Genomic DNA, 22,583 nt, shown 5'->3' on the forward strand with positions numbered 1-22,583 from the left:
AGGAAGGCGAGCGTGTTCGATATCTTCACGAACCACCTCGACCTGTGGAGTGAGGCCCTCATCGGGACGCTCATCCTCTTCTTCGGGGGCGCGCTCCTCGCGCTCGTCCTCGGCTTCATCGTGGGTGCCATGCGGGTCTCGCCGGTCCCGATCGCTCGGGCCGTCGGCGCCGCCTACGTCAACATCGTGCGCAACACGCCACTCACGCTGGTGTTCTTCATCTTCGTCTTCGCCGTGCCCGTCCTCATCCCGATGGGCCGCACCGACTACCTGCTCCTCGGCATCCTCGCGCTGGGCGTCTACACCGCCACGTACGTCGCCGAGGTGCTTCGAAGCGGCATCAACACCGTGCCTGTCGGCCAGGCAGAGGCCGCGCGAGCCATCGGCCTTCCCTTCGGGCAGGTCATGACCCTCATCGTGCTCCCACAGGCAGCACGCGCCGTCGTCCCGCCCATGATGAGCGTCCTCATCGCACTGCTGAAGAACACCACCGTCGCTGCTGGGTTCTCGGCCGTCAACCTCGGCATCATCCGCGCCAACATGAGCGAGCGGGGTGAGAACGCGATGGAGGTGCTCATCTGGGTCGCCATCGTCTTCATCGTCCTCGTGCTCCTGCTCTCGTGGGTGCAGAACGCGCTCGAACGCCACTGGAAGGTTGCCCGATGAGCCAGACCTCAGTTCTCTACGACGTCCCGGGACCCCGCGCGCTCGCTCGCAACAAGCTCCTCGGGATCATCACGGTCGTCGTCATCGTCGGCCTCGTGGCGTTCCTGATCTACCGCCTCGGCGCAACGGGCAACCTGAGCGCCAACAAGTGGCAGATCTTCGGCTACGCGGCCATCTGGACGCAGATCGCGCAGGCGCTCTGGGCCACGCTCAGCGCCTTCCTGGTCGCCGCCGTCGGCGCGCTGGCGCTCGGATTCGTCCTCGCCATCGGCCGCCTATCGGACCACGCGTGGGTCCGCATCCCGTTCACGGTGGTCGTCGAGGGGCTCCGCGCTATCCCCGTCCTCATCCTCATGATGCTCATGTACTACGGCCTGCCCGCCATCGGCATCAAGATGGAGCCGTTCTGGGCCGTCGTCATCGCGCTCATCGCGTACAACGGCTCAGTCCTCTCCGAGGTCATCCGAAGCGGCGTCCAGTCGCTGCCGAGCGGACAGGCCGAGGCCGGCTACGCCATCGGCCTCCGCAAGAGCGGCGTCATGCAGATCATCCTGCTCCCGCAGGCCATCCGCGCGATGCTGCCCGTCATCATCGCGCAGCTGGTCGTGACGCTCAAGGACACGGCCCTCGGCTCGATCATCACCTACAACGAGCTCCTCTACATGGCGAAGCTCATCGGCGGCCAGGCAGACTACGGCCGCCCGTACATCCCGGTGACGATCGTGATCGGCGCCATCTACATCGCGACCTGCGTGCTGCTCTCGTGGCTCGCGACCATCGTGCAGAAGCGCATCTCGCAGAACCCGAAGGTCATCGCGGGGGCGGCGCCGGAGCCGCTCACCAACGCGGGCAACGTGACCGACACGGAGCTCATCCTGGTCCAGCAGTCGGACGTCCTCGAACTCGAAGAGGACGAGCGGCAGAAGGCCAAGCACGATCTGGCCGAAGCGCAGCGGCAGAGCGATCTCCGCAAGCGCGACGACGGCGATCGCGTCTAGACGCACCAGCGACAAAACGCTCCCCGCTGGCAGGTACCGAGTCTCTCGGTCCTGCCAGCGGGGAGCGTTTCGTTGCTGCGGCTCGCGGGCGCTACGCGCGCTGCGCGAAGGCGCTCTCGTACAGGCAGACGGATGCGGCGGTCGCGAGGTTCATCGACTCCGCCTGACCGTAGATCGGCACGCTCATCGTCGCGTCAGCGTAGGCCAGCTGCTCCGCATCGAGGCCACGGGCCTCGTTGCCGAAGAGCCACGCGGTCGGCTGAGCCAGCTCGCCCGACTCGCGCGCGGAGAGCAGGTCCGAACCGTCGATGTCGGCGGCCACGACGCGCAGTCCCGCGTCACGAGCGCGCGAGGTCGCGACGTCGAGCGTCACCTCGACAGCGATCGGAAGGTGGAAGATCGAGCCGGTGCTCGAGCGGACCACCTTCGAGTTGTACAGGTCGACCGTGCGACCCGTGAGGATCACGGCGTCAGCACCCGCAGCATCAGCTGCCCGGATGATCGTGCCCAGGTTGCCAGGGTCGCGCACCTCCTCGAGGATGGCGACGAGCTTCGGGGAGCCGCGCAGCGCATCCCGGATGGAGGCGGGGAACTGACGGCAGACCGCGATCACGCCCTGGGGCGTGCGGGTGTCCGCCATCGCGTCGATGGCCTCCTCGCTCGCGAAGTCGACCTCGAGCTGCGCCTCCTCGGCGAGGCCGCGCAGCTCGGAGTGACGCTCGAGCGCCGTGGGCGTGACGAACAGCTCCTCGATGAGCTCGGGGCGCGAGACGAGCGCCTCACGGACGGCCTGCGGGCCCTCGATGACGAACAGGCCAGTCTCCTGGCGCTCGGACTTCTGCGAGAGCTTCCTGACTTCCTTGACTCGCGCGTTCCGCGGACTCTCGATCATGGTGTCGACTTCTTCCTGCGCACGGGGCGCTGCTTGGCTGGAGTGGTGGTTCAGGGGCCGATCTCATGCGGGGCGGCACCGTCCCGATGCGGGCGGCTGCGGAGCTCGAGGCAAAAGAAAATGCGGCCGAGAGCTGGACTCTCGGCCGCATGTTCAGACGGCCGCTGACTGCATATCGAGTCGGGCCGCGGAGTTCGCTACGCTGCTGCGCGCGGGGCCGACGTGTCGGCCGGGAGGGCCTGCTTGGCGGCCTCGACGAGACCCGCGAACGTCGCGGGCTCGTTCACGGCGAGCTCAGCGAGGATGCGGCGGTCGACCTCGATGCCGGCAAGGCCGAGGCCCTGGATGAAGCGGTTGTACGTGAGGCCGTTCGCGCGGGACCCGGCGTTGATGCGCTGGATCCAGAGGCGACGGAACTCGCCCTTCTTCGCGCGACGGTCGCGGTACGAGTAGACCATCGAGTGGATGACCTGCTCCTTGGCCTTCCGGTACAGGCGCGAACGCTGTCCGCGGTAGCCGGATGCGCGCTCAAGGATGACGCGACGCTTCTTCTGGGCGTTAACCGCCCGCTTTACACGTGCCATGTGTGTTGATTCTCCTCAGTAAGTTCGTGTGCGGGGCGGCTTAGTGGCCGAGCAGCTTCTTGGCGACCTTGGCGTCTGCCGGGGACAGGAGCTGGTCCTGGTTCAGGCGAGCCTTGCGACCGGGGGACTTGACCTCGAGGTTGTGGCGGAGGCCAGCCTGCTGCTTCATGATCTTGCCGCTTCCGGTGACCTTGAAGCGCTTCTTGGCGCCCGAGTGGGTCTTCTGCTTCGGCATTACTTCTCCTCTGTTGGTGCAGACTCTGCTGCAGACTCTGTCGCAGCTTCATTTACAGCTGGTTGTGCAGCTTCGTCTGGTGACGGCTGCCCGTGCTTGGCCGCCCGCGACGCCTCGCGAGCTGCGTTCCGCTTTGCGGAGGCATCGGCCTTCACGTCGGACTTGTTCCGGAACGGGCCGATGATCATGACCATGTTGCGGCCATCGATCATGGGGTTGGACTCGACGGTGCCGTACTCCGAGACCTCTTCAGCGAAGCGCTGGAGAAGACGCACGCCCATCTCCGGGCGCGACTGCTCGCGACCGCGGAACTGGATCATGGCCTTGACCTTGTCGCCGTCTTCGAGGAAGCCGATAGCGCGCTTGCGCTTGGTCTCGTAGTCGTGGGCGTCGATCTTCAGGCGGAAGCGGACCTCTTTCAGGACCGTGTTGGCCTGGTTGCGGCGGGCTTCTTTGGCCTTCTGGGCGGCCTCGTACTTGAACTTCCCGTAATCCATGATCTTGGCGACGGGTGGCTTCGAGTTAGGGGCGACCTCGACGAGGTCGAGCTCAGACTCCTGCGCGAGGCGCAGGGCCATCTCGAGCTTGACTACTCCGACCTGCTCACCGCCCGGGCCGACAAGGCGGACTTCACTGGCACGGATGCGGTCATTGGTACGTGGTTCGCTGATGGAAGGCTCCTGACTTCACTGAATGTGGAAAGGAGGCGTCACACCAACAGCACTGCGCTCGCAGCGTGTTTCCACCCGACGTCATGGAGTCTGCAGATCGCGCAACTCGTGCACGTCCTGCAGGCTCTGTGACCTCTTCCCGCGCAGCCGTGAGGCCGAACTGAGGAAGGGAGTGGAGCAACCCGGTAACCTACGTAGAGCGGTTTGCGCGGGTGGGACGAATCCTCTTTCGCGGTCTCTGCACAGCAGAAACCGATCGCTACATTACCAGAACTTCGCACAAAGGACCAGCGTGACCGACGCCTCACTCGAAAACCCCTCCGCCACCGATCCCGAGTACGGCGACCTGCGCCGCGACATCGGCGAAGTGCCCGCGGTGGAGCTCATCACGACCACTGCAGTCCACCTCATGAGCGCCGCAGCGGTCGCCTGCGGACTCGATGAGGACAGCGGTGATGACGAGCTCGACCTCGACGAGGCCCGCAAGCTCATCTCAGCACTTGCCGGCCTCCTCACCGCGAGCCTCCCGTACCTCGGCGACCACCACGCGCGACCGCTCCGCGACGGTCTTCGCTCGCTGCAGCTCGCGTTCCGCGAAGCGTCGGACCACCCAGACGCCGTCGGCAAGGGGCCGGGCGAGGACCTCACGGGTCCCGTCTACGGCTAGTCGTTCGCAGCCGCCTGCCGGATCGCCGCGCGTCGCGGTGGGCAGGCGGCTCAGGGAGCGGTCGAGCCTCGCCCCTCAGCCGGGCCGATCATCTCCGCCACGATGGCCGCGGAGAGGGTCACGAGCGGCAGGCCGCCCCCGGGGTGCGATGACCCCCCGACCAGGTAGAGTCCCTCGACCGGCTGCCGGTTCGCAGGACGCAGGAACGACGCCTTCGCCCCGTTCGACGCCGTGCCGTAGATCGACCCCCCTGGTGAGCGCGTCTCCCGCTCGAGGTCGGCGGGCGTGCGGATGCGCATCCACCGCACGTGGTCGCGCACGTCCACGCCACGTTCGGCCATCAGCTCGAGCAGCGACTCCGCATACTGCTCGGCGAGGCCGGGCTCATTCCAGTCGACGCCGTGCTCAGGGTCGTGGCGAGGCGCGTTGACGAGCACGAACCAGGCACCGCTGCCTGGACCGGGAACGATCTCCGGATCCTCGGGTGCGGCGATGTAGATCGTGGGCCGCTCGACCGGCTTCGGCCCCGACTGCGCCTGCCCTCCGACGCCGAAGATCGCGTCGAACTCAGCGTCGTAGTCCTTGGCGAAGAGCACCCGGTGGTGCGTGGCTTCGCCGTGTTCGAAGGCGGCCTCGTCCAACCCGTCGAGCGCAAGCAGCAGGACGAACCCGGACAGCGACGGGTCGAGCTTCGCGTGGCTCCTCGCCGCGCGCCGGGCGCCCTCGCTGCTGAGCAGCTTCCCGTAGACCGTCTCCGCGTCTGCGTTCGCGACCACCACGTCGGCGGCGATGCGCTCGCCGTCCGCCGTCTCGACGCCCGATACCCGCGCACCCTCCTGCAGGATGCGGGTCACATCCACCCCCGTCCGGATTCGCGCACCGCACTCGCGGGCCCGGTCGGCGATGGCTGCGCCCAGGCGCCAGAGACCACCAGGCACGTACCAGGACCCGTACGCCTGCTCTGCAAACGGGACGGTCGCGAGGGCCGAGGGCGCCCGCCTCGGGTCCGAGCCGGTGTAGGTCGCATAGCGGTCGAGCAGCGCGCGCAGGCGCGGGTCGGCGAGGTCCTGCTCGCCGAAGCCGCGGAGGCTCCGCCACGGGGCGACCTTCGCGAGCGACAGCGGGTTCGCGGCGAGCATCGCGATACCGGCCGCGGTGATGGGCGACTCGAGGAACGGACCACGGGCGATGTCCCACACCTTTCCGGAGCGCTCGAGGAACCTCGACCACTGCCGCCCGGTTCCTGAGCCAAGTGCCGCATCCAGCGCACCGGGGATCTCCTCGATGCGACCGGGCATGTCGAGCTCGGTGCCGTCCGCGAATCGATACCTGCACGCGACCTCGAGGCGCCGGAGCTCGAGCACCGACTCGAGCGGCGCACCCGTCTGACCGAACAGCTCGGCGAAGACGTACGGCATCGTCACGAGCGATGGCCCAGTGTCGAAGAGGAAGCCATCGTGCTCGATGGTGCCGAGCTTCCCGCCGATGACGTCGGACTGCTCGAGAACCGTCACGTCGTGACCGAGCGACGCGAGGCGCGCCGCCGAGGCGAGCCCGCCGACGCCCGCGCCGATCACGACGACACGGCTCATCGCGGAGCGTCCCCGCTGCGAGCGCCGGTTGTCACGAGGTCATCTGTCGACCTGCGCGCACGCCAGTCGCGCAGCAGCACGACGACAAGCGGCACCGCGATAGCGCCCATGATGATGCCGCCGACGAGAGCGACGCTCGGACGCTCGAAGAAGGTCAGGTTGCCGACGACGCACGTCGCATAGGTCCACAGGTAGACCGTGAACGGAACCGCGTCGCCCGGTGCGCCCTCGATCCGCTTCGACCTCGCGGCCACGGCATCGATGAGCCCGCAGATGATGAGGGAGACGAGGTACCAGCCGAGGAAGTTCGTGAGCGGGATGCCGTCGACGCCAGGGATGCCGGGATCAGGGTGCTTCCAGCCCCAGTGCCCCGAGTCGACCATCTGCGGGTCGAGGAACACGTCCCAGGCGGTCAGCGCCCACGCAGCGACCGCGACGCGCGCGATGCGGCGCAGGACCCCGGGGGCCGTGCCGACGAGGCGCCGCGCGATGATGACCGCCGGATAGGCGATCGTCACCCACGCGAGGGGCACGATCAGGGGCACCTCGAAGAGCGAGAAGCCCAGCGACGGGGTATAGATGTACTGCCCGAACGGGAAGCTCGTCGCGACGCCGACGACCTCGGCGAAGAAGCCGATCGCGGCCGCTGCGAGCAGCACGGACGCGAACTTCGGCCCCCTCGTCGCCCAGGCGTGCAGCACGCCGGTGGCAGCCAGGAGCGCGACGCTCGCGATCGTCAGCGGTATCGTTCCCCCACCCGTGAAGGCGAAGAGACTCTGCACGAACATGCCGGCGGCAAGGGTCACCCACATGAGTCGTCGTGTGATGGCGTTCATCTTGAGTCCGTTCCTCTCGGTCGTGGCTCTGGATCTTCGTCGTCTGGTCCCGTGGCCCGTGGTGGGTCTCGCCGCGCGGAGCTCATCCCGTCTCGCCCGCCCACCCTTCGACCGCATCCACTGCGAATCTGGCGAAGAGCTCCTCCGCGAACCACTCGCCAGCCCTGCTGTCGAGCATCGCCGCGCGGTGCGACGGCGCACCGGCGATGAACTCCCGAAGCGCTGGCGCCGACTCCCACAGCGTGAAGGTGCCCAGCAGGCCCGCCGGGAGCTCCCCCATCCCGAATCCGAGCCGCAGACCACGCGACCTCGCCTGCATCAGCTCGGCGGCGATGGGCGGCACGGTCCCAGAGAAGCGGTGCACCGCCGAGGGACGGATCCGGGCGCGAGTGATCACGGCGACCCGCTGCCCCTCGGCCGCTTCGGCAACCGCCGGGCCGAACGGCTCGCGGCCGCCCCACAGCCCGACGGAGCGGATGGCGCGCATGCGAACCCTGACCCGCTCCCGCGCGCTCGCATCCCAGGCGGCGACCAGTGGCCCACGGTCGAAGGCATCAGCCGCCTGCTGCGACTCCCATGAGGCGACCAGCGCCCAGTGCCCGAGGTCGGCGTCTCGCGACGAGAAGCTCGTCCCCTTCGCCGTGCCGAGGATGCGAGAGAAGCGCAGCCCCTCCGGCCTGCGTCGCCCGAGCAGCTGCAGCGTCGTCTTCGCCGTCAACCCGAGGCCGGTGCTCGCGCTGCCGGTTCCCCAGAGGTGGACGGTGGCGACCGTCACCGGTTCTCGACCCCCAGCGGCCCGGCGCTGCGGTCGCCCCGCACATGCTTGAGGACGAGCTCCGCGCTGATCAGGCACATCGGCACACCGACACCGGGGTTGACCGTCGCACCCGCGTAGTACAGCCCCTTGACCTTCGGGGAGGCATTGCCCGCTCGGAGCATGGCCGACTGGGCGAGCTCGTGCGACGGGCCGAGGATGCCGCCGCGCCACGAGTTGTAGTCGTTCACGAAGTCCGCGGGCCCGAGCGTGCTCCGAACGACGATGCGGCTGGCCAGATCGGGAGCCCCGGTCCACTCGGCGAGCTGGGCGATCGCGAGGTCGGCGATGCGCTCGACCTCCGCGTCTCCCCGGCCGTCCGCTCCTCCCCCGCCGATGGCGGGATCCCCCTTCACCGGGATGAGCATGAACAGGTTCTCGTGCCCGTCTGGCGCGACCTCGGGATCGGTTGCGCTCGGCTTGCACACGTAGACGGAGACCGGGTCCGGCAGCGCAACGCCCGTCCCGAAGATGGCGTCGAAGTTCTCGCCCCACTCCTTCGTGAGGAGCAGCGAGTGGTGCGGGAGCGTCGGCAGCTCGCCCTCGACACCGAGCATCACGAGCACGGCGCCCGGACCGGAGTCGGTCTTCTGCCACACCCGCTCCGGGTAGCTGCGGTACCGCTCCGGCAGCAGCTGCGTCTCCGTGTGGTGCAGGTCAGCCGCCGAGACGACCACCTCGACGTCCTCGAAGTGCCGCTTGCCCGCCGCGTCCCGCCAGTGCACACCACGGCTCCACCCGTGCGAGACGGCGATGCCCGTGACCTCGGCCTCGAGCCTGAACTCGACTCCGGCCTCGACCGCGAGGCCGTGCAGCGCATCCACCACGGCCGTGAAGCCACCCATCGGGTACTGCACGCCCTCGACGAGATCCATGCGGCTCATGAGGTGGTAGATCGCCGGCGCGCGGCGCGGATCGGTTCCGAGGAACACAGCCTGGTACGCGAGGATCTGGCGAAGCAGCGGATGCGTGAAGGACTCCTCGACGAACTTCTCGAGGGGCGTGGTCAGCCAGGTGAGGAGATCCGGCAGCTCGCGGCGGACTCGCTCGCCGACCAGGGACAGCGGGTTCGCGAACGTGTTGTAGAGGAAGACGTCCTCGGCCATGTCCATGGCGCGTCTGGCGGTCTCGAGGTAGTCATCGAACGCGGAGAGCGCGTCAGGCTCGAGCTCGGCGACCAGCTCACGCACGGCGTCCTGGCCGTACGGGATGGAGATGGGCTCGCTGCGTGCGCCGTCGGCGGTCGGCTCCGGGAAGACGCGGTAGCCGGGGTCGAGCATCCTGAGGTCGAGCTGCTCCTCGGTGCTCGTGCCCGCCAGTGCGAAGTAGTGGTCGAAGACGCTCGGCATGAGGTACCAGCTCGGGCCGGTGTCGAAGCGGAACCCATCGACTTCGAGAAGACCGGCTCGGCCTCCCACCCTGTCGTTCTTCTCGAGCACGGTCACGGCGAAACCGTCCCGCGCGAGGAGGATCGCCGTGGCGAGCCCCGCCATTCCAGCGCCGACGACAACTGCTCGAGTGCTCATGATCGTGTCTCCAGAAGGACTCGTGCTGCGATACGCGCCTTCTCGGCGCCGGGAACCCTGACTCGCGTCGTGCGCAACTGCTCCGCTGGCGTCGCCGCGATGCGGTCGGCCAGGGCGGAGAAGAGCGCGCTCGCGAGCGCGACACCCCTCCTGCAGTCTCGCGGAAGCAGCGGGATGCCCGCATCCGCCGTCTCGATATCTGCGCGGATGCGGTCGAGCCAGATGAGCTTGCGACGCTCGTCGAGCGGCGCCGACTCGAGCCCCTCCACCGGGAGGTAGTCCCGGCCGAGCCGATCGGCGTCATCACCCACGTCGCGCAGGAAGTTCACGTTCTGGAAAGCCGCGCCGAGCGCGCACGCAGCCGCGTCTATCCGCTCGCGTTCCTCGTCCGTGCGAGAGACGCCCGTCAGGAAGACGCGGACGCACATCAGGCCGACGACCTCGGCGGAGCCGTAGACGTACCGCCGCTGCTCCTCCACGTCGAGGGACTTCGGCTCCAGGTCCATGCGCATCGACGCGAAGAAGGGGACGACCAGCTCGGCCCCGAACCCACAGCGTCGCGCCGTCACCGCGAACGCGTGCACCACCAGGTTGGTGCTGAATCCGGATTCGATCGCCTCCAGCGTCTGCGCCTCCAACCCGTCCAGCGCAGCGTGCTGCTGTTCGAGCGAGAGGCCGGCGAGCGCTCCCACACCGTCGACGATCTCGTCGGCGACCCGGACGAGCGCGTAGATGCTGCGCACGGGCTTCACCGTGCGGCGGCCGAGCAGCCGCGTGGCCGCCCCGAAGGAACTCGAGTACGCGAAGATGACCTCTGCCGCGGACTTCTCCGCCGTGCGCGTGTACTGCTCGAGCGGAGAGATCATGAGGTGCGCCGCTCCAGCAGCATGAGCAGCCGCTCCATCATCTCCGCAAGATTCCTATCGCCCTCGCGTCCCGAGGCGCCAACGGCACGGGCCGCGGCGCTCGCCCTCGCGAACTGCGCCGCGAGCTCCTGCTCGACAGCCGCACGTGAACCGGACGCGTCGATGAGGTCGCGCGCCTTTGCTCCGTCGACCTCGCTGAGCTGCGGGTCGCCGAGCAGCGACTCGAGCTCGTTCCATACGGGTGTCCCGCACGCGAGCGCGATCAGTGCCGTGAACTTGCCCTCGCGAATATCCGAGTACGGCGCCTTCCCGAGCTTGTGCTGATCTCCGAAGACGCCGAAGAGATCATCCTGGAGCTGGAACGCCAGGCCAGCCGCATCGGAGAACTGTGCGATGAGCCGCGCGTCCACGAGGTCTTCTCCACCCGCCGCTATCAGGCCGAGTTCCAGCGGCAGCAGAACGGTGTACGCCGACGTCTTATTCGAGCTCATCGACAGCACCTCGGCGAGCGCGGGATGGTCTGCCCGGACCGACAGGCTGACATCGCTGAACTCTCCGGCCACAGACACGGAGAGCGCACGCTCGATGGCGTCGAGCACACGGAGGCGCACCGCATGCGGCAGGTCGATGCGCGCGACGCGCAGGTGGGCTTCCGAGAGCAGGAGGTCACCGACCAGGATCGCGGCGGCCTGGCCGAGACGGTTCCCGCGTTCGTCATCGAACTCCGAACCGCCGACGATCTCCTCGACGCTCCCAAGCAGGTTCCGCACACCACGGCGCATCGTGTCGTTGTCGATGACGTCGTCGTGCGTCAGGAACGCAAGATGGAGGAGCTCGGTCGCCGTCGCCAGCTCGATCACCGCATCTGGCACCTCTTCCGCGCCCGTGTAGGCGAGGTAGCTCTGTACGACCAGGGCCGGCCGAAAGAGCTTGCCGCCCTCCGCACTCCGAGCCGTAATGCGCCAGAGGGTCGCGAGGCCTTCATCGATGACACTGGCCGCCTGGACGCGCCCGTCGAGGAACTCCTCGATGCGCCGTCGCACCTCGAGCAGCTGCTTCGCTGCAAGCTCGAAGTCCGAACCCTGGCCACGGGGGCTCGCCAGAGGCTCACGAATCACTCGGCACCACTCCCTTTAGTTCGGTTGGCTAGCTATAAGAGTATCTAATTACTTCTCGGTGAGCCTACAGGCAAGCCTTGCCCGACATGCTGAGCCAGGTCAATCCCCTCTGCGACGCCACCAGGACCGCTTAGAATCGAGGCCCGTACGGCCCTGCGCCTCCCCCGCGTGAGACCCGGCGGCACGGGAGAAGGAGATGCCGAGGGAATCGACCTCGGTGCGGAACGCTTCACTCCCCTGCAGCAGCTCACTGGCCCGCCGCGACAGGTCGGCGAGCTCATCGCGGCCGACCGCTGGCCCCACGTGGAGCACCACCCGCAGCTCCGGTCCGGTCAGCCGGGCCTCCGGATCGCCAGGCACGAGATCGAGGCCGAGCACCTCGACCAGCTCTGCCATGACCCGTGAGAGCTCATCGGCGACCACGGGGTTGACCCACGGAGCGACCCACTCCTGCTCTTGCGCGATCGCCCACACCGCAGGTCGACGGACGACGAACTCCGTGTCACTCGTCGCGTCGACGACGATGAGGTCGCTGCCCTCGGCCGCAGCGGAGATGGCGGCACGCTGCATGAGCGCCGGGACCGGGCGGGCGGTCGGGTTCCACCGCCTCATCGCATCAGCCGAGGTGAACACGGGAAGGACGGTGCGACCATCCGGACCGGCGACGGTCACGATCGAGAGATCGGCGCTCTTGTCGACGGTGGACCCTTGCTCGTTGACACCGGCCTCACCGAGCTTCGCGACGAGAGGGATGAGCACTCTCGCCTGACGGAGAGCGTCGACGACGGCGTCCGGCCCGGCCTCGCGCGCGCGAAAGCGCTGCATCGCGGCGAGGAACGCTGCGGGCGCAGTGCCGTCGTCGTCACGGAAGGGGTTGTCGCCGAAGCTCCGCCCCGACCAGCTCTGGCCGGCCGAGTCAGCTTCGCTCGGGTGGAAGTGCTCAGGCAGGGACGGCATGGGTCGGCGCCTCTCGATTCAGGACGAGACGTCGAGCGCTTCGACCAGCGTGAACGCCCCGGAGTAGAGGGCCTTGCCGATGATCGCACCTTCGAGCCCCTGCGGGACCAACCCACGGAGAGCGACGAGGTCATCGAGACTCGAGACGCCGCCGGAGGCCACGACAGGTCGATCGGTGCGGTCGAGGATGTCGCTCAGGAGCTGCAGGTTCGGGCCCTGCAGCGTGCCGTCCTTGGTCACGTCGGTCACGACGTAGCGAGCACAACCGGCTTCTTCAAGACGCTCGAGCACTGTCCAGAGGTCGCCGGCATCGCGCGTCCAGCCGCGGGCCGCGAGCGTCGTGCCCCGCACGTCGAGACCCACGGCGATCAGCTCGCCGTAGCGGGCGATGACGCTGGCGGCCCACTCCGGGTTCTCGAGCGCCGCCGTACCGAGGTTGATGCGGCTCGCACCGGCTTCGACCGCACGCTCGAGCGACTCGTCGTCGCGGATCCCGCCGGACAGCTCGACGTTGACGTGCTTGGCGGCCCGGATGACGCGCTTGATGACGCCGCGGTTCTCACCGCGCCCGAAGGCGGCGTCGAGGTCGACGAGGTGGATCCACTCGGCGCCCTGCTCGATCCAGTCCTCGGCCGCATCGACGGGGTCGCCGTAGTTCGTGGCCGAGTCTGCTTCCCCCTGGACCAGGCGGACGGCCTTACCACCCGCGAGGTCGATTGCGGGGAAGAGCACGAGCTCCGGTGACGTGTTGAATTCGCTCACGAGCGTTGGTTCCTTGTTCTCGTTCAGAGGCGCCTGGACGTCGACGCCGGAAGGTCAGGCCCTGGCCGTCCGGGCAATAGCGTATCGGCAGGCAGTCGCCACGCGCGCCGCGGCGATCGGCCTAGGCCCGCGTCGGGAGCGTCTCGATCCAGTTGCGGAGCAGGCGAACGCCGGCCTCGCCAGATTTCTCGGGGTGGAACTGCGTGGCGGAGAGCGGGCCGTTCTCGACGGCCGCGATGAAGCGCTCGCCGTGCTCCGCGTATGTGACGAGCACCGGGCGGGCCTTGGGATGCGGCTCGAGCGGGAGCTCGTGCGCCGCGTACGAGTGCACGAAGTAGAAGCGCTCATCGGCAATGCCCGCGAAGAGCTTGGAGTCGGTCGGCGGCTCGACGAGGTTCCAGCCCATGTGCGGAAGCACGTCGGCGTGGAGCTCGGTCACTTCCCCTGGCCACTCGCCGAGACCCTCGGCGCGCTCCCCGCCCTCGATGCCGCCGTCGAAGAAGATCTGCATGCCGACGCAGATGCCGAGGACCGGGCGACCGCCGGCGAGGCGCCTGCCGACGATCTCGCCGATGCGCTGCCGGTTGATGGCTTCCATGACGTGCGCGAAGCTGCCCACGCCCGGGACGACATAGCCGTCGGCGTCGTAGGCCGCGGCGCGGTCGGCGGTGAGCTCGACGTCGGCTCCCGCCGCTTCGAGCGCCTTGACTGCCGAGTGCACGTTGCCTGAGCCGTAGTCGGCGACGACGACGCGCGGACGGGCGGGTCCGGTCACAGGGCGCCCTTCGTCGAGGGGATGCCGACGACCTCGGGGTCGAGGCGCTTCGCAGCGCGGAACGCCCTGGCGAATGCCTTGAACTCTGCCTCGGCGATGTGGTGGGGGTCGCGCCCGCGGATGAGTTCGACGTGCACGGTCAGACCGGCGTGGAAGGTGATCGCCTCGAAGACGTGGCGCACCATCGCCCCCGTGAAGTGACCGCCGATGAGGTGGTAGACGAACGCGTCCGGCTCCCCCGTGTGCACGAGGAACGGTCGCCCTGAGATGTCGACGACTGCCTCAGCCAACGACTCGTCGAGCGGAACCCGCGCGTCGCCGTACCTGGCGATACCGGACTTGTCGCCGAGGGCCTGCCGGATCGCCTGACCGAGGACGATCGCCGTGTCCTCCACCGTGTGGTGCACGTCGATCTCCGTGTCGCCCGTGGCGCGGACCGTGAGGTCGGTGAGCGAGTGCTTCGCGAAGGCCGTGAGCATGTGGTCGTAGAACGGCACCGACGTCTGGATGTCGGCGATGCCGGTGCCGTCCAGGTTCAGGCTCAGCTCGATGGAGGACTCGCTTGTTGCTCGCGAGAGCGTCGCAGTGCGTGGCGTCGTGGTCATCCCTCCAGCCTAGGCCTTTCCGGCGTTCGTGATCTCGGCGAGAGCGTCCAGGAACGCGGACGTCTCCGCCCGTGTACCCGCCGTCACCCTGAGCGTGTTCGGGATGCCGACGTCGCGGACCAGGATGTCGCGTTCCAGCAGCCGAGCGAAGGTGTCTGCCGGGTCATCGACGCCCCCGAAGAGCACGAAGTTCGCCCCGGACTCCCAGGGCGTGAAACCGAGCGCCGGGAGCTCTGCGAGAAGGCGGTCCCGCTGCTCGCGGATGGCGTCGACCTGCTGCAGCATGATCTCGGAGCACTCGAGTGCGGCGGTTGCCGCGGCCTGGGTGATCGCAGACAAGTGGTAGGGAAGGCGGACCAACCGCACGGCATCCACGACGGCGGAGTCGGCCGCGAAGTACCCGACTCGAGCACCCGCGAACGCGAATGCCTTGCTCATGGTCCTCGAGACGACGAGCCGCTCGCGCCCGGGAAGCAGCGAGAGCGCGGTCTCCTCGCCGTCTGGGAGGAACTCGGCGTAGGCCTCGTCGACGATGAGGATGCCGTCGGTCGCTTCGTAGGCCGCGGCGATCACGATGAGGTCGGTCGCGGTGCCCGTCGGGTTGTTGGGCGAGCAGATGATCGTGATGTCGGGCTGCTCCCGCTCGATGGCCTCGGTGACGAGCTCTGCGGTGATCGTGAAGTCACCGGCGCGCGGCACGGGCACCCAGGTGGACCCCACACCTTGGGTGAGCAGCGGGTACATCGAGTAACTGGGCGTGAAGCTGAGCACACTCCGGCCTGGCCCCCCGAAGACCTGCAAGAGCTGCTGCATGATCTCGTTGGAGCCGTTCGCCGCCCACACCTGCTCGGGAGAGATGCCGTGACCCAGGTAGACACTCAGCTGCTCCCGGAGTGCGGTGAACTCGCGGTCCGGGTACCGGTTGAGACCCGGGAGCTCGCGAGCGATCGCTTCGATGATGCGTCGTGCGACGACCTCTGGAACCTGGTGCGGGTTCTCGTTGACGTTGATGGCGACGCGCACCGGTTGCTGAGGCGCACCATATGGGGTGAGTCCGCGAAGGTCGTCGCGGATGGGCAGGTCTTCGAACGAGGTCACCGGACAAGCCTACGACGAGGCCCCCACCACGCCCCGGCCGAGGTGTTCGTCGACGACATGTACGACGTCAGTCGAGCGGGAGCGCGAGGCGCTGGCCGGCCTGAACCGTGCCGTTCTCGAGCGCGTTGAGCTTGGAGATCTCGACGATGACGTCGCGGACATCTGCGTCGCCCGCGACCTCCTCGGCGATTCCCCAGAGAGTGTCGCCCGCGCCGACCGTGACGTACTCGAACTCGACATCGGCTGTCTCGTTCGATGCCGCTGCAGAGGTCATGTGCGTGGCGCCGAGCGCGATGGCGGCGGCGACGGGCAGCGCGGCGAGCGCCAGGACGACCCGGCGGCCTCGAGCGGTGAGGCGGAGCGGTGCGGCAGTGTTGTTCATGATTCCTCCTGATTCGTCCACATCTTCGAGTGGTCGAATGTATGTACTGAATATAGCTACGAACAAAGTGCCAAGTCAAGGTCGAACGTTCGAATCTGTCGAACTTTCCTCCACAACACTCGAAGAAATGTTTCGTAGCTGCGTGCACCCTCGGTAGGGTTGGCGCTATCAGGCAGTGCATCACCTGCCACCGACATTCCGTGTCGGAGAGCGGACGGAGACGACATGGCCAAGAAGCCAGCGAGTGACATCTACAGAAAGCTGACCGAGAAGCAGGAACGCATCCTGACCTGCATCATCGAGTCGGTTCGCACTCGCGGGTACCCGCCGAGCATGCGGGAGATCGGCGATACGGTCGGGCTGGTCTCGCTCTCGAGCGTGACCCATCAGCTCGGGCAGCTTGAGAAGTTCGGCTACATCAAGCGGAACCCGGGCATGCCACGCGCCCTCGAGGTGCTCGTGCACTTCGACCATGCCGACGATGGCGACTCGAACGACACGGCGGAGGCCGCCTTCGTACCCGTCGTGGGTCGCATCGCAGCCGGCATCCCGATCACGGCTGAGCAGCAGGTCGAGGATGTCTTCGCGCTCCCCCGCCAGATCGTTGGCAAGGGCGAGCTCTTCCTGCTCCGCGTGGTCGGCGAGTCGATGATCGACGCCGCCATCTGCGATGGCGACTGGGTCGTGGTGCGGTCACAGCGCACTGCCGAGAACGGCGACATCGTCGCCGCCATGCTCGACGGCGAGGCCACGGTCAAGACCTTCCGCAAGCGGGACGGACACATCTGGCTGCTCCCCCGCAACAGCGACTTCGAGCCGATCCTGGGCGACGAGGCTGAGATCCTGGGCAAGGTCGTCGCGGTGCTCCGTTCCATCTGATCCTCTCCACAGAAGACCTGCCTGAACGCAGAAGAGCGGCAAGCCCCTCGGGCTTGCCGCTCTTCTGCGTTCAGTGCTCAGTCGCGCTGCAGCGACTCAGCCCGCGACGGTGAACTCCTCGAACAGGCCGAGCTGATCGGGATTCACTCGCGCCTTGAGGCGCGTGCCACCCTCCTCGTGACCCAGCTCGAGCACAGCACCGCGCTCGTGGAGGTAGGAGACAAGGTCGCCGCGTTCGAACGGCACGAGCACGTCGATCGTGACCTCCGGCGTCGGAAGCAGCTCTGCGATTCGAGCGAGCAGCAGGTCGATGCCCTCGCCGGTGTGCGCAGACACGAAGATGCCGTCATTCGCGAGGCCCTGCAGTTCAAGGCGTCGATCGCTGTCGACGAGGTCGGCCTTGGTGAAGACGACGATCTCCGGGACGTCGTGCGCCTCGACCTCGCCGATGACGTCACGCACGGTGGCGAGCTGGGCGGCCGGGTCCGGGTGCGAGGCGTCGACGGCGTGCACGATGACATCGGCAGCCTGCAGCTCCTCGAGCGTCGATCGGAAGGCCTCGACAAGCTGGTGAGGCAGGTTGCGCACGAACCCGACGGTGTCGGCGATCGTGTACGGGCGGCCGTCTTCCGTGGATGCCTTGCGCACCGTCGCGTCGAGCGTCGCGAAGAGCACGTTCTCGACGAGCACACCCGCGTGCGTGATGCGGTTGAGGAGGCTCGACTTGCCGGCGTTGGTGTAGCCGACGATGGCGACGGCCGGCACCTGGTTGCGCTCGCGAGTCGCGCGCTTCACGTCGCGCGCGTCCTTCATGTCCGCGATCTGGTGCCGGAGCTTGGCCATCTTCGTGCGAATGCGGCGACGATCGAGCTCGATCTTCGTCTCACCGGGACCTCTCGAGCCCATACCGGCTCCGCCGCCGACCTGCCCACCGGCCTGGCGGGACATCGACTCACCCCAGCCTCGGAGGCGCGGGAGCATGTATTCCATCTGCGCCAGCTCGACTTGAGCCTTGCCCTCGCGACTCTTCGCGTGCTGAGAGAAGATGTCGAGGATCACGGCCGTGCGGTCGATGACCTTGACCTTGATCTCGTCCTCGAGCGCACGCCGCTGGCTTGGCGCGAGCTCCGTGTCCGCGACGACCGTGTCGGCTTCGAGGGCCGCGACGATCTCCTTGAGCTCAGCGACCTTGCCTCGGCCCAGGTACGTGGCCGGGTCCGGGTTGGGTCGCCGCTGGAGCACGCCGTCCAGGACGACGGCGCCCGCCGTCTCCGCGAGAGCGGCCAGCTCCTGCATGGAGTTCTCGGCCTCCTCGAGGGAGTTGCGACGGTAGACCCCGACCAGGACAACCCGCTCAAGACGCACCTTGCGGTACTCGACCTCGGTGACGTCCTCGAGTTCCGTGCGCAGGCTCTCGACGCGCCGCAGGGATTGGCGCGCCTCGCGTTCGAGCTGGTCACCATCGGATTCGCCGTCGTACCCCGTGCTCGCACCGTCCTGCAATGCCTGCGCACGCCCGGACGAGAACAGGGTCATGGTCGCGCCCGGCTCTCTCGCCGCTCGCAGGATTCGGTCGATCGCGTCGTTGCTCTCGCCTGGAGGAGTTTCAGAATCTCGCATATTCGTACGATTCTACGCCGGTGCTAGCGTCTAGGGGTGACCGCTCAGCATTACTTCTCAGCAACCCCAGACGGCCCGCTCGAGCGGCGAAGCATCCAGGTCAGGCTCCGGGGGCACGCCGCGACCGTCACCACGGCCGGAGGCACCTTCAGCCCGGAGCACCTCGACCGAGGCACGCAAGCTCTCCTCGCCGCCGCCCCGAAGCCTCCAGCAACTGGCACGGCGCTGGATCTCGGCTGCGGCTGGGGCGCGATCAGCCTGGCCCTGGCGCTCGAGTCGCCCGAACTCGATGTGTGGGCGGTCGACGTCAACGAGCGAGCGCTCCTCCTGACCCGTGAGAACGCGGAGAACCTCCGCCTCGATCGGATCAGGACATCCCTGCCAGCCGATGTCCCCGCTGACGCCCGCTTCGACCTCATCTGGTCCAATCCGCCCATCAGGATCGGCAAGGACGCGCTTCATGAGCTGCTCATGGACTGGCTTCCCCGCCTCAGCGCAGACGGGGAGGCATGGCTCGTCGTCGCGAAGAAGCTCGGCGGCGACTCGCTGCAGGCCTGGATCGCGAAGCAGTTCGGCCCGGAGCTGTCGGTCGAGCGCCACTCGACGGACGCCGGATTCAGAGTGCTGCGGGTACGGCGAGCTCAGTAGCGAGGTCGTCCTCGACAACGCCGGTGAAGGCGATCTCGGCCGGCCCGGACAGGAACACGTGCTCGACGCCGTCGACAGGTGCGACGGTGACGTTGAGGACGCCCCCCGGGACTCGCACGGACCACACGTCCGGCGCGCCTGCGCCAGCCCAGGAGCGGACAGCAAGCGCCGATGCGACGGCGCCTGTCCCGCAGGAGAGCGTCTCGCCGACACCGCGCTCGTGGACGCGCATCCGAATGTGCCCGACCCCGTCCTGGACGAGCTGGTCGTGCGGCACCACGAACTCGACGTTCGCGCCGAGCTCGGGGGCAGGCTCGATGAGCGGGGCGTGGAAGAGCTCGAGACGATCCAGCTCCTCCTCACTCGAGAGGGCCACGACGACGTGAGGGTTGCCGACATCGATGCCGAGGCCCGGGCGGGACACACCGATGTGCGGCACGGTCACCAGCGGCTCTCCGCCATCCAGACGCCACGGACCCATGTCAACGCGGAAGCCGTCGCCCTCGCGCTCGACGATCCGGAGGCCAGCGCGGGTCCCGATCTCGAGGCGCTCGCCCTCCACGAGCGTCGCCAGCCCGGTCTCGGTGAGGAATAGAGCGAAGGCGCGGACACCGTTGCCGCACATCTCGGCGATGGATCCGTCGCCGTTGCGGTAGTCCATGAACCACTCTGCACCGGGGTTCACGGCCTGCAGCTCGCGGCCCTCTGCAAGGTGGGCGGAACGGACGGCGCGGATGAGCCCATCGCCGCCGACGCCGAAGTTGCGATCGCACAGCCGCGCCACCCGCTGAGGCCCGAGCTCGAGTTCACCATCCGGGTCGGAGACGAGGACGAAGTCGTTGCCGGTGGCCTGCGCCTTGGTGAACGCGAGTTGTGTCATGGCGTCAATGCTACGGACATCTGACCCGGCCCGTGCGCAGCGGACACGGCGTCAGAGTCCGGCTGCTTCGATGATGCGCTGGGCGGCGAAGCTCTCGCCGCTGTGCGCGCGGACGGCTCTGCTGTAGCGACGGAACCACGAGACCTGTCGCCTCGCGTACTTCCGAGTGAGCAGCTGCGCCTCCGCGATCGCCTCGGCCCGAGACGACTGGCCTCGAAGTTGCGCGAGCGCCTGCTGGTAGCCGATGGCTCGTCTCGCGGTGGTGCCGCGTTCGAGGCCCGCTTCCGCCAGCATCTCCGTCTCTTCCAGGAGTCCGCTCTCCCACATCCGCTCCACCCTGGCGTCCAGCCGCGGCGTGAGCACTTCGCGGTGCTCTTCGACGACGGCGAAGGTCACGTCCCGCCAGGTCGCCTCCTGGTCGGGCAGCTGCGCGCTGAATGGCTCGCCGGTGACCTCGATCACCTCGAGCGCGCGGACGAGACGACGGCCGTTCCGCGCGTCCATCGTGGCTGCGGCGGTCGGGTCCAGCTCGCGCAGACGTGCGAACAGCGGGCCAGGTCCGGCACTCTCCAGCTCGGCCTCGAGTCGCGCGCGGACCTGCGGGTCGGTTCCAGGGAAACGCAGATCGAAGCACACGCCGGCGATGTAGAGACCGGATCCGCCGACGAGGATGGGCACGTCCCCCTCGGCCTCGATCTGCTCGATGAGCGCCCGCGCACGTTCCTGGTACCAGGCGACGCTCGCGTCCTCGGTCACCTCTAGGACGTCGAGGAGGTGGTGCCGAACTCCCACGCGTTCCTCGAGGCTGAGCTTCGCGGTGCCGATGTCCATGCCGCGGTACAGCTGCATGGCGTCGGCGTTGATGATCTGCGCTCCTCGACCCGTGGCGCGAAGCCGCGCGGCAACCTCGAGCGAGAGCCGCGACTTGCCCGTACCGGTCGCTCCCCCGATCGTGATGAACACGGTCAGGCTCGCCGGAGCGTCGGGAGACCGAGCGAGACGCGGCTCTGGGCACCTCCCGGCGCGGGTACCGAGCAGCTCTCCGCGAGCGAACGATCCCAGGCATCCCCCGCCGTCGTCCGGCGGACGTCGAGGTGGGATGAGCGAGCGTCGGCCACGAGATGGAAGGAGGCCGCGGCCGTGATCTCGGCGGTCACGACGTCACCGGGTCGCGGACGCTCCACACCAGTCGGCACAGAGAAGTGCACGAGCCGGTTGTCTTCGGCTCGCCCGGACATGCGGTGTGTCTCGCCGTTCTTCTTCCCCTCGCCGGCGCTGACCAGGATCCGCTGCACCGAGCCGACGAGCTTCTCGTTCTCCTCGCGGCTGATGCGGTCCTGCAATGCCATCAGCCGCTCGTAGCGCTCCTGCACGACGGCCTTCGGCACCTGATCCGGCATCGTCGCGGCGGGCGTGCCCGGCCGGATCGAGTACTGGAATGTGAAGGCGCTCGCGAACCTCGAGGCCTCGACGACGCGCATGGTCTCGGCGAAGTCCTCTTCGGTCTCGCCCGGGAATCCGACGATGATGTCGGTGGTGATGGCAGCGTGCGGCATCTGCTCCCTCACCTTGTCGAGGATGCCGAGGAACTTCGTGCTGCGGTACGAGCGCCGCATGGCTTTGAGGATGCGGTCCGAGCCGGACTGCAGGGGCATATGCAGCTGAGGCATGACGTTGGGCGTCTCCGCCATGGCATCGATGACGTCCTGCGTGAAGGCGGCGGGGTGGGGGCTCGTGAAGCGCACGCGCTCGAGGCCTTCGATCTGGCCGGCAGCGCGGAGGAGCTTGCTGAATGCCTGGCGGTCGCCGAACTCGACCCCGTAGGAGTTGACGTTCTGCCCGAGCAGCGTCACCTCGATCGCGCCGTCGTCGACGAGCGCACGCATCTCGCCGAGGACGTCGCCCGGCCTACGGTCCTTCTCTTTGCCACGGAGAGACGGGACGATGCAGAAGGTGCAGGTGTTGTTGCATCCCACAGAGATGGACACCCACCCGGAGTAGGTCGAGTCGCGCTTGGTCGGCAGGGTCGACGGGAAGACATCGAGTGACTCGAGGATCTCGAGCTGGGCCTCGTCGTTGTGACGTGCCCGCTCGAGCAGGCTCGGCAGGGCCCCCATGTTGTGTGTTCCGAAGACCACGTCGACCCAGGGGGCCTTTTCCAGGATCGTTCCGCGGTCCTTCTGGGCCAGGCATCCACCGACGGCGATCTGCATGCCTTCGTGTTCTCGCTTGATGGCCGCCAGCTGCCCGAGGTTGCCGTAGAGACGGTTGTCCGCGTTTTCTCGGACGGCGCACGTGTTGATGACGACGACGTCTGGTTCGAGGCCGTCGGCTTCGACGTACCCAGCAGCTCGCAGCGAACCGGACATGCGCTCGGAGTCGTGCACGTTCATCTGACAGCCGAGCGTGCGCACTTCGTAGCTCCTCGGCGACCCGTCTGGTCTGCGTGCAGCTGGGGAGGGTGCGATGGGTGTGGCTGTCTCGCTCATGATCCGCCAATTCTACGTTCGCT

25 protein-coding genes are annotated in these 22,583 nt (G+C 67.9%); 5 read left to right on the forward strand and 20 right to left on the reverse strand.

Annotated features, from left to right (window positions below; genetic code table 11):
- Positions 1–12 precede the first annotated feature (12 nt).
- The gene (locus ACQFZP_RS12395) at positions 13–666 is read left to right on the forward strand and encodes an amino acid ABC transporter permease (RefSeq protein WP_104311530.1); all 654 of its coding nucleotides are present in this window, start codon (positions 13–15) and stop codon (positions 664–666) included.
- A complete protein-coding gene (locus ACQFZP_RS12400; RefSeq protein WP_104252997.1) occupies positions 663–1,664 on the forward strand; it encodes an amino acid ABC transporter permease in 1,002 nt (333 codons plus the stop codon). The genes ACQFZP_RS12395 and ACQFZP_RS12400 overlap by 4 nt, the downstream gene beginning before the upstream one ends.
- Before the next feature lie 91 nt (positions 1,665–1,755).
- On the opposite strand, the gene ACQFZP_RS12405 is transcribed toward ACQFZP_RS12400, so the two are convergent.
- The 4 genes from ACQFZP_RS12405 to infC all read right to left on the reverse strand — a co-directional run bounded on the left by ACQFZP_RS12405 (position 1,756) and on the right by infC (position 4,046).
- Positions 1,756–2,556, reverse strand: a complete 801-nt coding sequence (locus ACQFZP_RS12405) for a TrmH family RNA methyltransferase (protein ID WP_104311529.1) — start codon at positions 2,554–2,556, stop codon at positions 1,756–1,758.
- A gap of 197 nt (positions 2,557–2,753) precedes the next feature.
- Complete coding sequence (gene rplT, locus ACQFZP_RS12410) at positions 2,754–3,140, reverse strand: 50S ribosomal protein L20 (RefSeq protein WP_104252999.1); 387 nt, start codon at positions 3,138–3,140, stop codon at positions 2,754–2,756.
- 40 nt (positions 3,141–3,180) lie between these two features.
- The gene (gene rpmI, locus ACQFZP_RS12415; protein WP_068481113.1) at positions 3,181–3,375 is read right to left on the reverse strand and encodes a 50S ribosomal protein L35; all 195 of its coding nucleotides are present in this window, start codon (positions 3,373–3,375) and stop codon (positions 3,181–3,183) included.
- Positions 3,375–4,046 (reverse strand): translation initiation factor IF-3, encoded by a 672-nt coding sequence (infC, locus tag ACQFZP_RS12420; RefSeq protein ID WP_104253000.1) that lies wholly within the window; start codon positions 4,044–4,046, stop codon positions 3,375–3,377. The genes rpmI and infC overlap by 1 nt, the downstream gene beginning before the upstream one ends.
- 292 nt (positions 4,047–4,338) lie before the next feature.
- Between infC and ACQFZP_RS12425 the strand changes: the two genes are divergently transcribed.
- Positions 4,339–4,713, forward strand: coding sequence for a DUF1844 domain-containing protein (locus tag ACQFZP_RS12425; protein WP_211891562.1), 375 nt, complete (start codon positions 4,339–4,341; stop codon positions 4,711–4,713).
- Between the two features lie 50 nt (positions 4,714–4,763).
- On the opposite strand, the gene ACQFZP_RS12430 is transcribed toward ACQFZP_RS12425, so the two are convergent.
- From ACQFZP_RS12430 to ACQFZP_RS12485, 12 genes are all read right to left on the reverse strand, one after another.
- Positions 4,764–6,305, reverse strand: coding sequence for a phytoene desaturase family protein (locus ACQFZP_RS12430; protein WP_211891563.1), 1,542 nt, complete (start codon positions 6,303–6,305; stop codon positions 4,764–4,766).
- Complete coding sequence (locus ACQFZP_RS12435) at positions 6,302–7,141, reverse strand: carotenoid biosynthesis protein (RefSeq protein ID WP_211891564.1); 840 nt, start codon at positions 7,139–7,141, stop codon at positions 6,302–6,304. Before ACQFZP_RS12435 ends, ACQFZP_RS12430 begins: the two co-directional genes overlap by 4 nt.
- Before the next feature lie 82 nt (positions 7,142–7,223).
- Positions 7,224–7,916: a monooxygenase gene (locus tag ACQFZP_RS12440; protein WP_104311526.1), complete on the reverse strand. Its 693-nt coding sequence runs from the start codon at positions 7,914–7,916 to the stop codon at positions 7,224–7,226.
- Entirely contained in the window at positions 7,913–9,481 is a 1,569-nt protein-coding gene (gene crtI / locus ACQFZP_RS12445) for a phytoene desaturase family protein (RefSeq protein ID WP_179557570.1), read from the reverse strand. Before crtI ends, ACQFZP_RS12440 begins: the two co-directional genes overlap by 4 nt.
- Positions 9,478–10,347 carry a phytoene/squalene synthase family protein gene (locus tag ACQFZP_RS12450; RefSeq protein ID WP_104311524.1) on the reverse strand — a complete coding sequence of 290 codons (870 nt, stop codon included), beginning with the start codon at positions 10,345–10,347 and terminating at the stop codon, positions 9,478–9,480. Before ACQFZP_RS12450 ends, crtI begins: the two co-directional genes overlap by 4 nt.
- On the reverse strand, positions 10,344–11,465 hold the full coding sequence (locus ACQFZP_RS12455) for a polyprenyl synthetase family protein (RefSeq protein WP_104311523.1): 1,122 nt from the start codon (positions 11,463–11,465) through the stop codon (positions 10,344–10,346). The genes ACQFZP_RS12450 and ACQFZP_RS12455 overlap by 4 nt, the downstream gene beginning before the upstream one ends.
- 99 nt (positions 11,466–11,564) lie before the next feature.
- Positions 11,565–12,422 carry an SseB family protein gene (locus ACQFZP_RS12460; RefSeq protein WP_104311522.1) on the reverse strand — a complete coding sequence of 286 codons (858 nt, stop codon included), beginning with the start codon at positions 12,420–12,422 and terminating at the stop codon, positions 11,565–11,567.
- 18 nt (positions 12,423–12,440) lie between these two features.
- Entirely contained in the window at positions 12,441–13,184 is a 744-nt protein-coding gene (priA, locus tag ACQFZP_RS12465; RefSeq protein ID WP_104286150.1) for a bifunctional 1-(5-phosphoribosyl)-5-((5-phosphoribosylamino)methylideneamino)imidazole-4-carboxamide isomerase/phosphoribosylanthranilate isomerase PriA, read from the reverse strand.
- Between the two features lie 121 nt (positions 13,185–13,305).
- Entirely contained in the window at positions 13,306–13,959 is a 654-nt protein-coding gene (hisH, locus tag ACQFZP_RS12470) for an imidazole glycerol phosphate synthase subunit HisH (RefSeq protein ID WP_179557567.1), read from the reverse strand.
- Entirely contained in the window at positions 13,956–14,564 is a 609-nt protein-coding gene (gene hisB / locus ACQFZP_RS12475) for an imidazoleglycerol-phosphate dehydratase HisB (RefSeq protein WP_104311520.1), read from the reverse strand. Before hisB ends, hisH begins: the two co-directional genes overlap by 4 nt.
- Positions 14,565–14,573: 9 nt before the next feature.
- Entirely contained in the window at positions 14,574–15,662 is a 1,089-nt protein-coding gene (locus tag ACQFZP_RS12480) for a histidinol-phosphate transaminase (RefSeq protein WP_211891565.1), read from the reverse strand.
- A gap of 67 nt (positions 15,663–15,729) precedes the next feature.
- Entirely contained in the window at positions 15,730–16,044 is a 315-nt protein-coding gene (locus ACQFZP_RS12485) for a LysM peptidoglycan-binding domain-containing protein (RefSeq protein ID WP_104311518.1), read from the reverse strand.
- Between the two features lie 225 nt (positions 16,045–16,269).
- On the opposite strand from ACQFZP_RS12485, the gene lexA reads away from it, so the two are divergent.
- Positions 16,270–16,923 (forward strand): transcriptional repressor LexA, encoded by a 654-nt coding sequence (gene lexA / locus ACQFZP_RS12490; protein ID WP_104253014.1) that lies wholly within the window; start codon positions 16,270–16,272, stop codon positions 16,921–16,923.
- A 96-nt stretch (positions 16,924–17,019) separates the two neighbouring features.
- Here the strand turns inward: lexA and hflX are convergent, their stop codons facing one another.
- Entirely contained in the window at positions 17,020–18,543 is a 1,524-nt protein-coding gene (hflX, locus tag ACQFZP_RS12495) for a GTPase HflX (protein WP_104311517.1), read from the reverse strand.
- A gap of 36 nt (positions 18,544–18,579) precedes the next feature.
- On the opposite strand from hflX, the gene ACQFZP_RS12500 reads away from it, so the two are divergent.
- Entirely contained in the window at positions 18,580–19,191 is a 612-nt protein-coding gene (locus ACQFZP_RS12500) for a class I SAM-dependent methyltransferase (protein WP_104311516.1), read from the forward strand.
- Here ACQFZP_RS12500 and dapF read toward each other — a convergent pair.
- From dapF to miaB, 3 genes are read right to left on the reverse strand one after another with little or no spacing between them, the layout of a single operon-like run.
- On the reverse strand, positions 19,160–20,071 hold the full coding sequence (gene dapF / locus ACQFZP_RS12505; protein WP_211891566.1) for a diaminopimelate epimerase: 912 nt from the start codon (positions 20,069–20,071) through the stop codon (positions 19,160–19,162). The two genes, ACQFZP_RS12500 and dapF, sit on opposite strands and share 32 nt — an antisense overlap.
- A gap of 51 nt (positions 20,072–20,122) precedes the next feature.
- Positions 20,123–21,040, reverse strand: a complete 918-nt coding sequence (miaA, locus tag ACQFZP_RS12510; protein WP_211891796.1) for a tRNA (adenosine(37)-N6)-dimethylallyltransferase MiaA — start codon at positions 21,038–21,040, stop codon at positions 20,123–20,125.
- On the reverse strand, positions 21,037–22,560 hold the full coding sequence (gene miaB / locus ACQFZP_RS12515; RefSeq protein WP_104311513.1) for a tRNA (N6-isopentenyl adenosine(37)-C2)-methylthiotransferase MiaB: 1,524 nt from the start codon (positions 22,558–22,560) through the stop codon (positions 21,037–21,039). The genes miaA and miaB overlap by 4 nt, the downstream gene beginning before the upstream one ends.
- Positions 22,561–22,583: the final 23 nt, after the last annotated feature.

The organism is Pseudoclavibacter sp. Marseille-Q434, assembly GCF_050315415.1.
Taxonomy (GTDB): Bacteria; Actinomycetota; Actinomycetes; order Actinomycetales; family Microbacteriaceae; genus Pseudoclavibacter.